This window comes from Pseudomonas sp. N-137, from assembly GCF_034555295.1.
GTDB lineage: Bacteria > Pseudomonadota > Gammaproteobacteria > Pseudomonadales > Pseudomonadaceae > Aquipseudomonas > Aquipseudomonas rhizophila.
Window position 1 is genome coordinate 1 of sequence record NZ_JAXUDQ010000016.1, and the last position, 13,198, is coordinate 13,198.

10 protein-coding genes and 1 pseudogene are annotated in these 13,198 nt (G+C 60.6%); 5 read left to right on the top strand and 6 right to left on the bottom strand.

Translation table 11 applies throughout. The features are described from left to right. The 3 genes and pseudogenes from T3A99_RS14430 to yjiA form a co-directional block, all read left to right on the top strand. Positions 1–386, top strand: a pseudogene (locus T3A99_RS14430) (carbon starvation protein A); the annotation flags it as partial. A gap of 16 nt (positions 387–402) precedes the next feature. After that, positions 403–600 (top strand): YbdD/YjiX family protein, encoded by a 198-nt coding sequence (locus T3A99_RS14435; protein ID WP_047230563.1) that lies wholly within the window; start codon positions 403–405, stop codon positions 598–600. A gap of 310 nt (positions 601–910) precedes the next feature. Continuing rightward, positions 911–1,879 carry a GTPase gene (gene yjiA, locus T3A99_RS14440; RefSeq protein WP_047230146.1) on the top strand — a complete coding sequence of 323 codons (969 nt, stop codon included), beginning with the start codon at positions 911–913 and terminating at the stop codon, positions 1,877–1,879. Here the strand turns inward: yjiA and T3A99_RS14445 are convergent. The 3 genes from T3A99_RS14445 to T3A99_RS14455 are packed head-to-tail and all read right to left on the bottom strand — an operon-like array spanning position 1,871 to position 4,690. Then, positions 1,871–2,590 carry a GntR family transcriptional regulator gene (locus tag T3A99_RS14445; protein WP_155417201.1) on the bottom strand — a complete coding sequence of 240 codons (720 nt, stop codon included), beginning with the start codon at positions 2,588–2,590 and terminating at the stop codon, positions 1,871–1,873. The genes yjiA and T3A99_RS14445 overlap by 9 nt on opposite strands. A 22-nt stretch (positions 2,591–2,612) precedes the next feature. Then, complete coding sequence (locus tag T3A99_RS14450) at positions 2,613–3,317, bottom strand: FadR/GntR family transcriptional regulator (RefSeq protein WP_047230147.1); 705 nt, start codon at positions 3,315–3,317, stop codon at positions 2,613–2,615. A gap of 59 nt (positions 3,318–3,376) precedes the next feature. After that, positions 3,377–4,690 carry a C4-dicarboxylate transporter DctA gene (locus T3A99_RS14455; protein WP_076386402.1) on the bottom strand — a complete coding sequence of 438 codons (1,314 nt, stop codon included), beginning with the start codon at positions 4,688–4,690 and terminating at the stop codon, positions 3,377–3,379. 150 nt (positions 4,691–4,840) lie between these two features. Here T3A99_RS14455 and T3A99_RS14460 point away from each other — a divergent pair, with 150 nt between their 5' ends. After that, the gene (locus tag T3A99_RS14460; protein WP_155417202.1) at positions 4,841–5,002 is read left to right on the top strand and encodes a hypothetical protein; all 162 of its coding nucleotides are present in this window, start codon (positions 4,841–4,843) and stop codon (positions 5,000–5,002) included. On the opposite strand, the gene T3A99_RS14465 is transcribed toward T3A99_RS14460, so the two are convergent. The 3 genes from T3A99_RS14465 to T3A99_RS14475 form a co-directional block, all read right to left on the bottom strand. Beyond that, a complete protein-coding gene (locus tag T3A99_RS14465) occupies positions 4,983–5,513 on the bottom strand; it encodes a hypothetical protein (protein WP_076386400.1) in 531 nt (176 codons plus the stop codon). The two genes, T3A99_RS14460 and T3A99_RS14465, sit on opposite strands and share 20 nt — an antisense overlap. Positions 5,514–5,713: 200 nt before the next feature. Further along, on the bottom strand, positions 5,714–6,967 hold the full coding sequence (gene glyA, locus T3A99_RS14470) for a serine hydroxymethyltransferase (RefSeq protein ID WP_047230150.1): 1,254 nt from the start codon (positions 6,965–6,967) through the stop codon (positions 5,714–5,716). A gap of 239 nt (positions 6,968–7,206) precedes the next feature. Beyond that, on the bottom strand, positions 7,207–11,055 hold the full coding sequence (locus T3A99_RS14475; protein WP_047230151.1) for an EAL domain-containing protein: 3,849 nt from the start codon (positions 11,053–11,055) through the stop codon (positions 7,207–7,209). A gap of 270 nt (positions 11,056–11,325) precedes the next feature. Here T3A99_RS14475 and ettA point away from each other — a divergent pair, with 270 nt between their 5' ends. Continuing rightward, positions 11,326–12,990, top strand: a complete 1,665-nt coding sequence (gene ettA, locus T3A99_RS14480) for an energy-dependent translational throttle protein EttA (RefSeq protein WP_047230152.1) — start codon at positions 11,326–11,328, stop codon at positions 12,988–12,990. The last annotated feature ends 208 nt before the right edge of the window (positions 12,991–13,198 follow it).

Here is a 13,198-nt window from a genome sequence, read left to right on the forward strand (position 1 = left end):
TGATGCTCGGCACCGTGGTACTGATCAAGATGAAGCGCCAGCGCTACGTCTGGGTGACCATGCTGCCGGCGGTCTGGTTGCTGATCTGCACCACCACGGCGGGCCTGATCAAGCTGTTCGACGCCAACCCGGCGATCGGCTTCCTGGCCCTGGCCCGCAAATACAACGATGCCCTGGCCGCCGGCCAGATCCTGGCCCCGGCCAAGAGCATCGAGCAGATGCAGCACGTGGTGTACAACGCTTACACCAACGCAACGCTGACGGTGTTGTTCCTGCTGGTGGTCTTCAGCATCCTGTTCTACGCGCTCAAGGTCGGCATCGCTGCCTGGGGTCACAAGGAACGCACGGATAAAGAAGCGCCCTTCCAGGCCGTGCCGGACGCCTGAATCGAGGATTGCAACGATGTTCAATGACTTGAGTCGCCTCGGTAAATACCTCGGTCAGGCCGCCCGCCTGATGGTCGGCATGCCCGACTACGACAACTACGTCGAGCACATGCAAAGCAAACACCCGGACAAACCGTTGATGGACTACGAGGCGTTCTTCCGCGAACGCCAGGAAGCCCGATACGGTGGCAAGGCGGGACCCAAGTGCTGTTGATCAACTGATTTCAGGTTGATGAGGTAACCCTGTGGGAGCGAGCCTGCTCGCGATGGCGTCGGGTCAGTTACGATGATGTTGACTGACCCACCGCCATCGCGAGCAGGCTCGCTCCCACAGTTGTTTTAGGATGGCCTCGGGATTTGCATATGCCACCGCTCCCACAGTTGTTTTGGGGGGATCTCAACATTTGCATACACCACCGATCCCCTTGTGGGAGCGAGCCTGCTCGCCAAGGCATCGCAACAGTTTGCCTCGCCTCCACATGGGTTCTGTGCTCTTCTTTTAATTTCGCAACAGGAGAATCACGTTGTCCTCTCCCATCCCGGTCACCATCCTCAGCGGCTTCCTCGGCGCCGGCAAGACCACGCTTTTGCGTCATTTGCTCAAGGCCGAGCACGGCCTGAAAATCGCCGTGATCGAGAATGAATTCAGCGATGCCGGCATCGATACCCAGCTGTTGGGCGATGAGCCGGTGCAAGTCATGACCCTGGCCAATGGCTGCGTGTGCTGCACCATTCACACTGACCTGACCAAAGCCCTGTACCTGCTACTCGAACGGCTGGACAGCGGCGAAATTGCCTTTGATCGCCTGGTGATCGAATGCACCGGCCTGGCCGATCCGGCCCCTGTGGCCCAGACATTTTTTATCGATGAGGACCTGCGCGAGCGCTACATCCTCGACGGTATCCTGACCCTGGTGGACGCCGCTCACGCCGAGATCCACCTGACCCAGGCCATTGCCCAGGCCCAGGTCGGGTTTGCCGACCGTCTGCTGCTGAGCAAGACCGATCTGGTGGACGCAGCCCATGTCCAAGCCCTTGGCGAACGACTGACGCGGATCAACCGACGGGCGCCGATCAGGGTGGTGGAGCACGGCAAGATCGATCTGGCCGAACTGCTCGACATCCGCGGCTTCAATCTCAACGCAGACCTGGGGGCGGGGTTCAGCCTGCGACCGGTGGGCAAGGCAAGCACCGGGGATCGCATCAGCAGCCTCGTGCTTCGCACCGACAAACCGCTGGATATCGACAAACTCAGCGAGTTCATGAACCAGTTGCTGGAGGAGCACGGCAAGCAGTTGCTGCGCTACAAGGGGGTACTGAGCATCGCTGGCGAATCCCGACGACTGGTGTTCCAGGGCGTACTCAAACTGTACGGTTTTGACTGGGACACCGAATGGGCGCCAGGCGAAGCACGGGAGAGCGTCATTGTGTTCATCGCCGACGAGTTGCCCGAAGAGAAGATCCGCGCAGGCTTCGAAGCCGCGCTACTTTGACGTCCCGGTGCCTGCGGCCATCAGCAGCTTTTGCTCAAGATGGTCCAGGTGCTCGCTCATCAGTTGCAACGCTTGATCAGCGTTGCCACGTTCTATCGCGTCTACGATCGCCAAATGCTCCTGCCAGGCGCAATGTCTGCGGGACTTGAGCTCATGCCGCGCCAGGGCCAGCGAGGTTAATGGCACGAGGCTGCCGAGAAACTGCGCCAACGGCGCATTCCCGGCCATGGTCGCCAATTGCAGGTGAAACTCGCCGGACAGGCGAATCGCCGGGCCGCGTTCGCCGCGATCCAGGCACTGGCGCTCGCGCTCTATCAGATCGCGTAGGCGCTGCAGGTCCTTGGGCTGCGGCGCCTTGCAGGCCAGGCGCACCAGGGTCTGTTCGGCCAGGCGCCGGGCATGCAGGATTTGCCGGGTCTGTTCCAGGTCCGGTGCCGCCACCTGGGGCCGATGGTTGGGCCGCAGGATCACCACTTGCTGGTGGGACAGGCGCGCCAGGACACGGCGAATGATGCTGCGACTGACACCGAACACATCCCCCAGGCTTTCCTCGGTGAAACGGCTGGCCGGAGCAATGCGTTGTTCGAGGATGGCGTCGAAGATCCGCGGGTAGATATCGTCCACCGACGGTTTGCCGACCCGACCGGGCAGCGACAGGGACGCGAGCACGTTGCGCTCAGGCTGATCCGGGTGGGGCATGAGGTTGTTCATGGCGGTCTCCGCAGGGTGTGGCTCAAGTGCCGAGGTTGTCGTCCGGAATGTTCAGTTCGATGCCCATGCGCTGGCCTTCCCTGAGGATATGCCGGCGCATTTCGGTGCTGGCCTGGGCGCTGTTCTTGGCGCGGATGGCGCGCACCACGGCTTCGTTTTCCTCCAGGCGTTCGGCCAGATGCTGGGGTGAGTTGCGCAACACATCGGCGCTTTGCTTGAGCGCGTTGCTGGTCTGCTGGACCACGTTTTGAAAAATCGGGTTGGACGTCAAGGCAAACAGCTCTTCATGGAAGGCAATGTAGGCGTTGGCGCAAGCGTCGCTGTCGTTGGCCTCCAACGCTTCGCGCATGTCCATGAGGGTCAGGCGCAACTGGCCGACCTCCTTGCTGCTGATGGATTGCGCCACAAGGCCGACGATGAAAGGCTCCAGGGTGTAGCGCAGTTGCAGCACGTCCTCCAGGCTGGCGCCGGCCATGGCGCTGCCTTCATTGGCGGTGTCGGTGAAGTTGGCCTCCAGCACCACGACGCCCTTGCCGGGCATCGAACGCACCAGCCCCAGGGTTTCCAGGACAATCACCGCTTCGCGCAGGCTTGGTCGGCTGATGCCCAATTGCTCGGCCAGCTCGCGCTGGCCGGGCAGCATGTCGCCCGAGCGCCATTGGCCCCGAGCGAGGGCGGCACGTAGTTTCTCCACTACGGAATTGACGACGGTTGATGAACTGATCACTGGTGACTCCTCGAAAATCAATCAGGCGGTACCGGTTCGCGGGCCGGCACCGCAGTCTTTCAGAATTGCTGCTGATGGGCAGTGCCCACCGGTTTCCTGGATTGGAAGGTATAACCGTGTTGGCCGGACAGTACCTTGCGCGCCCGAGGGACATCGATGTCTTTTTCCCAGCGGGCAATCGCCACGGTGGCCACGCAGTTGCCAATCAGGTTGGTCAGGGCCCGGCCGATGCCCATGAACCAATCCACCGCCAGTACCAGCACCAGGCCAACCACCGGGATCGCCGGGACGGCCGTCAACGTGGCAGCCAGGATCACCAGCGCCGAGCCGGGAATCCCGTGGGCGCCCTTGGAGGTGATCAGTGACACCAACAGGATGGTCAGCAAATCACTCATGGCCAGAGGTGTGCCGGTGGCGTTGGCAATGAACACAATCGCCAGGGTCAGATAGATCGAAAAACCGTCCAGGTTGAACGAGTAGCCGGTCGGAATCACCAGGCCGACGGTGGAACTGCCGATCCCCAGGTGCTCAAGTTTGCGCATGATCTGTGGCAGCACGGCGTCGGAAGAGGCCGTACCGAGCACGATAAGCAGCTCTTCACGCAGGTATTTGAGAAACGGCAACATCGGCAGGCCCGAGACACGCATCACCAAGCCGAGGATCAGCGCAACGAAGGCGATGCAGGTCAGGTAGAACAGGCCCACCAGGCTGCCCAGGTGTTGCAGCGAGTCCAGGCCATATTTGCTGGTAGTGAAGGCGATGGCCCCGAAGACCCCAATGGGGGCCAGACGCACGATCATGCCCATGATGCGGAAGATCACGTGGCTGAGTTCGTTGATCAACCGCGAGATGCCGGACGCTGCATCGCCCACCAGGTTCAGGGCGCTGCCAAACAGCACGGAGAACAACAGCACTTGCAGAATGTTGTTTTCAGCGAAGGCCCCGAGCACCGAGGTTGGGATCAGGTTCATGAGGAACTGGGTGGTGGTGACCAGGTGCTCGCCACGCTGGGCGATATCCCCCATGTCCGCGCTGGAGAGTTGTTCCAGGTGGATGTTCGCACCACTGCCGATACCGGTGCTGAAGGCAAGCACCAGACCGATGACCAAGGCGATGGTGGTCAATACTTCGAAGTAGATGACCGACTTGAGGCCAATGCGCCCGACCTTCTTGAGGTCTCCGGCACCCGAGATGCCGCTGACTACCACGCAGAACACGATCAGGCCGATGAGCATCTTGATCAGCTTGATAAAGCCGTCGCCGAGGGGTTTGAGCTGTGCGGAGTATTCGGGAAGGGTCAGTCCACAGACGATGCCGAGCACCAATCCGAGGACAACTTGAAGGAAGATCGAACGCGAGCACCATTTGAGCATGGGAGGGATTCCTGGTTCGGTGTCCTTTTCGCCGTCAATAGAGCTGTTGGCGTCAGGACTTCATTATTGTGGTCTTACCGGTTTGTCCAGTGCAGGCGCAGTCTAGGCCCTGTTTTCGCTGCTGTGCAAGCTGATCTGTAGAGATTTGGCATGACCGGTCTTACCAGTTTGGCCGGAACCCTTGTGCTTGAGCCGTTTGTTGCAGTGAAAAAAATGTGGGTGGCAAGCAGTGCGCCACAGCTCCCTGTGGCGAGGGATCAGCCCACTCGCCACAAAGATATCGACATGTTCTTTAAAGAACACTCAGGATGAATGTTACTTTCGATTTTTCTTCTGTCTCGGCGAGATAAATATAAGGCGAGCCTCGAACTTTCAATCCGCCGATATATTTTTTGTTTTTTGTCATGAACGAGACAGGTAAATGCGGCGTGGAAATATTCTGCCGGGTGATGGCGTTGTTCTGATGATCAACGAGGGTAAAGAACATCGGATCATCCGTGCCGGAGTCCTGTGCGCCGAGAACCTCAAGCCAGCGTTTACCGACAAGTTTGTTTTCATGTTCCCCCGTGTTTTTAATGACCAGGTTGTAGCCGTTCGGGGTGTGTCGCAAATGCAATTTCAATGGGTTGCTGGATTGACCCTGATTTTTGGGGCGCATGCCGAGGAGGCTGGAGTGGTCGTGGGTTTGCGGGCGGCCGGTAAAGAAGCCGCCGCTGAATAAACTCACGGTGGCCATCGCGGGTTTGCCATGAAGTATTTCAAGCAGGTTGACGTGGTTGTCAAACATTCGAAGTGTGGCGTTAAAAGATTGATCACGGTCCATGTGATTCGACTCCTCGTTGGGTTTATGAAGTGTGCAGTTATGGAGCGATATTATTGATTTATTAGCTGTCGGTGGTGGTGTGTGTATTGCAAGACATTAGATAAGCGTGGGGGTTAGTTATTTGGGGTAATTGTTTGCGCCCATGAAAAAGGCCCCCATCTTTCAATGGAGGCCTTTCTTACTGAGGTGTAACGGGCTGATTAAGCGCCGTATACCGGCAGCTTTTTGCAGATCGCCTTTACCTTCTCGCGAACGGCGTCGATCACCGCTTCGTTGTTCAGGTCCGCCAGGATGTCGCAGATCCAGCCAGCCAGCTCCTTGCACTCGGCTTCTTTGAAACCACGAGTGGTCACGGCCGGGGTGCCAAAGCGCAGGCCGGAGGTGACGAACGGGGAGCGTGGGTCATTGGGCACCGAGTTCTTGTTCACGGTGATGAACGCCTTGCCCAGCGCTGCGTCGGCGTCTTTGCCGGAGATGTCCTGCTTGATCAGCGACAGCAGGAACAGGTGGTTCTCGGTCCCGCCGGACACTACGTCGAAGCCACGCTCGATGAATACGCCGGCCATGGCCTTGGCGTTTTTCACCACTTGTTGCTGGTAAGCCTTGAACTCAGGCTGCAGCGCTTCCTTGAAGCAGATCGCCTTGGCGGCGATCACGTGTTCCAGCGGGCCACCCTGGGCGCCGGGGAATACGGCGGAGTTGAGCTTTTTCTCGATGTCGGCGTTGGCACGAGCCAGGATCAGGCCACCACGTGGACCGCGCAGGGTCTTGTGGGTGGTGGTGGTGACGACGTCGGCGAATGGCACGGGGTTGGGGTAGACGCCAGCGGCAACCAGGCCCGCAACGTGCGCCATGTCCACGAACAGGTAGGCACCGACCTTGTCGGCGATTTCGCGGAAACGTGGGAAGTCGAGGATCTGCGAGTAGGCGGAGAAACCGGCCACGATCATTTTCGGCTTGTGCTCGAGTGCCAGGCGCTCGACTTCGTCGTAGTCGATCAGGCCATTGCCGTCGATGCCGTACTGGATGGCGTTGTACAGCTTGCCCGAGGACGAAACGCTGGCGCCGTGGGTCAGGTGACCGCCGTGGGCCAGGCTCATGCCCAGAATGGTGTCACCGGCCGACAGCAGCGCCAGGTAGACAGCGGCGTTGGCCTGGGAACCGGCGTGAGGCTGGACGTTGGCATAGTCGGCACCGAACAGTTCCTTGGCGCGGTCGATGGCCAGTTGCTCGACCACGTCGACGAACTCGCAACCACCGTAGTAGCGCTTGCCTGGATAGCCTTCGGCGTACTTGTTGGTCAGTACCGAGCCTTGAGCTTCCATCACCGCGGGGCTGGTGTAGTTTTCCGAAGCGATCAGCTCAATGTGCTCTTCCTGGCGCTGAGCTTCTTGCTCCATGGCGGCAAAGAGATCGGCGTCGTACTTGGCAATAGTCAAATCACGGCTGAACATGGCGGTCCTCAAGGATCGGGGGCAGAAAAGGGGGGCATTCTAACCCAACCGGTTTTGGAAGGCATATGAAAGGACGTCATGTCGCGGACGAATGGGATTCACGCTGCCTGTACTGGCCTCATCGCGAGCAGGCTCGCTCCCACAGGGGGGCTGTGGTGTATGTCTATTCCAAGGACAGCCAAAAGCAATTGTGGGAGCGAGCCTGCTCGCGAAGAGGCCCGCCCAGCCAGCACAAGCTTTCAGTCGAGCATGAACAGCGCATCATTGCTGAACTGCGCCTCAAACCGGTTGGCCGGCATCGGCCGGCCGAACAGGTAGCCCTGGACTTCATCGCAGCCGTGCTCGCGCAGAAAGTCCAGTTGCTCGTGGGTTTCGACCCCTTCGGCAATCACCGCCAGGTTGAGGCTGTGGGCCATGGCGATGATCGCCCGGGCGATCTGGGCGTCCTGTTCGCCGGATGGCAGGCCATCGACAAAGGTGCGGTCGATTTTCAACACGTCGATGGGGAATTGCTTGAGGTAGTTGAGGGACGAATAACCGGTGCCGAAGTCATCCACGGCGATGCTCAGGCCCAGGTTTTTCAGCCCGGCCAGGATCTGCATCGCCTCGCTGACTTCACGCATCAGGATGCTTTCGGTCAGTTCCAGTTCCAGACAGGCCGGCGGCAGGCCGGTGCTACGCAGGATGTTGGCGATGCGCGTGCCGAGCTGGCCATCGGAGAACTGCCGGGCCGAAATGTTGACCGAGACTTTCGGCACCCGGACCTTGGCCTGGTGCCAGGTCTTGAGCTGCCGAGAGGCTTCGCTGATCACCCAGTCACCGACGTCCACCACCAACCCGAGCTCTTCGAGGACCGGGATGAAGTCCCCTGGCGGCACCAGCCCGCGTCGTGGATGGCGCCAGCGCAGCAAGGCCTCGGCGCCGGTCAGGCGTTTGCCGTCGCCGCTGAACTGTGGCTGGTAATACAGCACGAACTCGTTCTGCTCCAGGGCGTGGCGCAGGTCGCTTTCCAGCTCCAGTCGTTCCAGGGCGCTGGCGTTCATGTCGGCCTGGTAGAACTGGAAGTTGTTCTTGCCGCGCTCCTTGGCGTGATACATGGCCGTGTCGGCGTTCTTCATCAGCTGACTCAGCTCGTTGCCGTCCTGAGGGCTCAGGGCGATACCGATGCTGGCGGTGACGAAGAACTCCCTACCTTCCAGTACGAACGGTCGGACCAGGCTGGCGAGGATCTGCTCGGCCACGTTGATCGCCCGGTTGAGCGCCATTTCGCGGCTGGAACGCGGTTGCAGCAGCAGGGTGAATTCGTCGCCGCCCATGCGCGCCACGGTGTCGTCGTCGGCCACGCAGCCGAGCAGCCGCGTGGCCATTTCCTTGAGCATCCGGTCGCCAGCGGCGTGGCCCAGAGAGTCGTTGATCGGCTTGAAGCGGTCCAGGTCGAGGAACATCAGCACGACCCAGTTTTTCTGGCGCTCGGCCGATTGCAGCGCGGTGTGCAGGCGATCCTGAAACAGCGTGCGGTTGGGCAGGTGGGTCAACGCGTCGTAGTAGGCCAGGCGATGGATGCGCTGTTCGCTGGCCTTGCGTTCGCTGATGTCGCTGAAGAAGCACACGTAGCTGGCCAGGTCGCCTTCATCGTCCAGCACCGCTGTGATGCCGACCCAGGCCGGATAGTGCTCGCCATTGCGGCGCTTGAGCCAGACCTCGCCTTCCCACGTGCTGTGTTGCTGCAACTGCTTGAGCACGTAGCGCAGGTGGGCTTCCTGCTGCTCGTCCACGGTCAGCATGTTGGGCAACTGGTCCAGCACCTGCGACACCGCATACCCGCTGACGCGGCTGAAGGCTTCGTTGGCCTGGACAATGTAACCGGCCGGGTCGGTGATCAGGATCGCAGAGGTCGAATGCTCGAATACCGTGGCGGCCATGCGCAGGTCTTTTTCGGCGCGTCGTTGCTGGCTGATATCGCGGCCCACGCCCAGCACGCCTTCGAACGCGCCGTGCTCATCCCACACCAGCACCAGCCGCAGCTCGATGGGGATCTTGCGCCCGTCGGCGCGCAGGCAGTCGAACAGAAACAGCTGGGTCTGCATCTGGTTACGCAATTCGGCCAGTTGCTCAGGCTTGTCGAGGGCTTTGCTGACTCGATCCATCAAGGTGTAGATGCCGGTCAGTTGTTGCGGGTTGGCGATGGTCGATTGCCAGCCGTTCTGGAATATCCAGTCAGCGCTGTAGCCCAGCACTGCTTGCACCGAGGGGCTGACGTAGTTGAGCGAAAGCTTGCTGTTGGTGGAGAAAATCACGTCGCTGATGCTTTCGGCGAGCATCCGGTAGCGTTGTTCGCTGTCGCGCAGCGATTCGCTGGCTTCGATCTGTTCGGTGATGTCCTTGGCTACGCCGATGATGCGTGTCACCTGATCGTGCCGGTCCCGGGCCAGGGCTTGTTCGCGAATGTCGAAGCGCCGCCACTTGCCATTGCGATGGCGAAAGCGCAGCTGGCATTGCAGCAGTTGCGCATACCCGGCCTGACGTTGTGCCTGGCGCAAGTTGTGGTAGTGGTCGGCGTCTTCGCTGTGCAACAGGATTTCCCAGAAGTATTCGCCCATCTGGTGCAGTTCGGTGCGGTCGTACCCCAGGGTCTGTCCCAGGTGATGGTTGCTGAAGATCATCCGCTGGCTGATCACGTCTTGCACATAGAGATGGTCCGGTACGGTGCGCACCACGTCGGACCAGAAGCCTTCGCGTTCGAGCAGCGACAGTTCGATCAGCTTGCGGCTGGTAATGTCGCTGATGCTCAGGATGACGGCGTTGTAGTCCTGCTGTTTTTCCGGCAGGCGCAGCACCAGCCATAGGTGCTGATCACGACCATGGGCGTCCTGCAGCTTGATTTCCAGCTCCAACTGCTTGTGCTGGTCGAGCAGCGCTTCGAGCAGCTTCGAACCCACCGGGTTGTTGTCCTGGGCAGCATTGCCGACCAGCAGTTGCCAGGCCCGCTCGCAGGAATTGACGTTGAGCAGCTTCAACGCCATCTGATTGACCTCGGTGACGTGAACTTCCTGCTGCAGTTGTTCAAGCTGGTGAGGGATGGCCAACCAGGCGCGCAACTGGTCGCCGTTGCGCAGGCCGGTCCTTTCAAAAAATGCCTTGAGGCTCGACAGGTCAAGCACGCAGAGCGCGACGCCGGTGCCTTCGAAAATATCCTGGTAGCGTCGGCGGCCCTCGTGCAACTGACGCTGGCGACGGCGCATGCTCAAGAGCGCGATCACCGGCAGCATTGAAAACGCCAGGCCTAGCAGGCATTTGCCGATGAAGGCCGGCAGCAATTGCTCCAGCACCTGGCGCCGGTCGAACAGTCCACGCAACTGCCAGTCGCTGCTGCTCAGGGGCACGGTCAGCACGGTGTTGCTCAGATCATCCGGGGACAGCCGGGTAGGGCTGGCCGAGGGCAGGCTTTCGTCCCGGCTGATGATTTGCTGGTTGAGGCGGTTTTCCACCAGCCACAGTGGGCGCATGCCTGTATCGGCCTGCTTGGTCAGGGTCGAGAAGAAGGTTGGGGTCAGGCGCAGCGCCCAATAGCTGCGGCTGCTGCCGCTGGCCTGGTGCAACAACAGATGCACCACGGAGCCGTCATCGGCATTGCTGAAATAGTGCGCCTGGGCCCGACTGCGCCGTACCAGCTCTGCCAGGTAATCGGCATCGTGGCTGGCAGGATCACTGTCGCTGAGCACCCGGCCGGAAGGGCTCAGCAACGCCAGGCTGCGTAGCTCGGGCAACGATTGCTGGAGTTTGCGCAGCAGGGCCTGCTGTTCGTCGGCGCTCTGCGGTTGTTCGACGATCGGTAGCAGGTTGAGGGCGATCTGCGCATTCAAGGCCATGTTCAGGCTGACTTGCGCGGCCAGGTCGGCGGTGTAATCGATGGTGTACTGGCGCTGTTGCTGCTGGGTTTCGCGCAATTGATCAAGCAACTGCCAGAAGAGCAATCCAAGCAGCAAGAGCACCAGTGTGGCCAGCGCGCCCTTCAATGTCCCGCGCAGGGGCGAGCCGCTCGCAGCAGTCGGTGCGCGTGGGGACAGGGTCGGCGTGACGTTGGACAAGCTGTAATCCTGCAGTTTGCTGGACTGGCGCGACGTGCACTATAAGCCGGACGCCCAAAGGGCGGCTAGCATGCCTTGACTTGTGGCAAAGTGCCAGCCCCTGGTGGCTGGACCTTGACCGATGGTTGAGGTAGCTTTGCCGGTCAAACAAGAGCGCGCAAGCTCCGATCCCCAGGCTTTATCTGCCCGCCGGCATTGATAACCGTCAAGTGCCGGCGCCGCGCATGGCCTGGCCCGTTCTTTTCACCTGTCACTGACGCTAGGTTCACCATGGCTCAATACGTCTTCACCATGCATCGGCTGAGCAAAGTTGTTCCGCCGAAGCGGGAAATCCTGAAAAACATTTCACTGTCGTTCTTCCCCGGGGCCAAGATCGGCGTACTGGGCCTCAACGGTTCGGGTAAGTCCACGCTGCTGAAAATCATGGCCGGTGTCGACAACGAGTTCGACGGTGAAGCCCGTCCGATGCCCGACTTGAACATCGGTTACCTGCCTCAAGAGCCTCAGCTGGATCCGACCAAGACCGTACGGGAAGTGGTCGAGGAGGCGGTCAGCGTGATCAAGGATGCCCAGGCGCGCCTGGACGAGGTCTACGCGGCCTACGCCGAACCGGATGCCGACTTCGACAAGCTGGCCGCCGAACAGGCCAAGCTCGAAGCGATCTTGCAGGCCAGCGATGGCCATAACCTGGATCGCCAGCTGGAAGTCGCCGCCGATGCGCTGCGCCTGCCGGCCTGGGATGCCAAGGTTGAACACCTCTCTGGTGGTGAAAAGCGTCGTGTGGCTCTGTGCCGCCTGCTGCTGTCGGCGCCGGACATGCTGTTGCTCGACGAGCCGACCAACCACCTGGACGCCGATTCCGTCGCCTGGCTCGAACACTTCCTGCACGATTTCCCGGGCACCGTGGTCGCGATCACGCACGACCGTTACTTCCTGGACAACGTCGCCGGCTGGATCCTGGAACTGGACCGCGGCGCGGGTATTCCTTACGAAGGCAACTACTCGGGCTGGCTTGAAGCCAAGTCCGATCGTCTGGCCCAGGAATCCAAGCAGCAGTCGGCCCATGAAAAAGCCATGAAGGAAGAACTGGAGTGGGTGCGCAAAGGCGCCAAGGCCCGCCAGTCCAAATCCAAGGCACGTCTGCAACGCTTCGAGGAAATGCAGTCCCAGGAATTCCAGAAGCGCAGTGAAACCAACGAGATCTACATCCCGGCCGGTCCGCGCCTGGGCGACAAGGTCATCGAATTCAAGAACGTCACCAAGGGCTATGGCGACCGCGTGCTGATCGACAACCTGTCGTTCGCCATGCCCAAAGGCGCCATTGTCGGTGTGATCGGTGGTAACGGTGCGGGTAAATCCACGCTGTTCCGCATGCTGATGGGCAAGGAAACACCGGATTCGGGCACCATCGAAATCGGCGAAACCGTGCAGCTGGCCTGTGTCGACCAGAGCCGCGAAGACCTGGACGGCAGCAAGACCGTGTTCCAGCAGATCTCCGACGGTTCCGACCAGATCCGCATCGGCAACTATGAAATTCCGTCGCGCACCTACGTGGGGCGCTTCAACTTCAAGGGCGGCGACCAGCAGAAGTTCGTCAAGGACCTGTCCGGTGGTGAACGCGGTCGCTTGCACCTGGCGTTGACCTTGAAGGAGGGCGGCAACGTCCTGCTGCTCGACGAACCGTCCAACGACCTCGACGTCGAAACCCTGCGTTCCCTGGAAGAAGCCCTGCTGGACTTCCCGGGCGCAGCGATTGTGATCTCCCACGACCGGTGGTTCCTCGACCGTGTGGCGACCCACATCCTGGCGTACGAAGACGACTCGCAAGCGGTGTTCTTCGAAGGCAACTACACCGAGTATGAGGCCGATCGCAAGAAACGCCTGGGCGAAGCCGCTGCCCAGCCACACCGCGTAAGGCACAAGAAGCTGGCCTGATTCGGCCGGCGACCGAGCGACAAACCCTGTGGGCGCGAGCCTGCTCGCGATAGCGGTGGATCAGCCAGCGTAAGTTGCCTGACCCGCCGCCATCGCGAGCAGGCTCGCTCCCACAGTGGTTTTGGGTCAGTCACAAGCTGCACGGTGGGGCTCGCTCCCACAGTGGTTTTGGGTCAGTCACAAGCTGCACGGTGGGGCTCGCTCCCAC

Excerpts from the sequence above, each read along its gene's own strand:
- glyA (WP_047230150.1), bottom strand. The coding sequence starts at position 6,967 with ATGTTCAGCCGTGATTTGACTATTGCCAAGTACGACGCCGATCTCTTT.
- T3A99_RS14460 (WP_155417202.1), top strand. The coding sequence starts at position 4,841 with ATGACCGGTCTTACCAGTTTGGCCGGAACCCTTGTGCTTGAGCCGTTT.
- ettA (WP_047230152.1), top strand. The coding sequence starts at position 11,326 with ATGGCTCAATACGTCTTCACCATGCATCGGCTGAGCAAAGTTGTTCCG.
- T3A99_RS14445 (WP_155417201.1), bottom strand. The coding sequence starts at position 2,590 with ATGAACAACCTCATGCCCCACCCGGATCAGCCTGAGCGCAACGTGCTC.
- T3A99_RS14435 (WP_047230563.1), top strand. The coding sequence starts at position 403 with ATGTTCAATGACTTGAGTCGCCTCGGTAAATACCTCGGTCAGGCCGCC.
- T3A99_RS14455 (WP_076386402.1), bottom strand. The coding sequence starts at position 4,690 with ATGCTCAAATGGTGCTCGCGTTCGATCTTCCTTCAAGTTGTCCTCGGA.
- T3A99_RS14465 (WP_076386400.1), bottom strand. The coding sequence starts at position 5,513 with ATGGACCGTGATCAATCTTTTAACGCCACACTTCGAATGTTTGACAAC.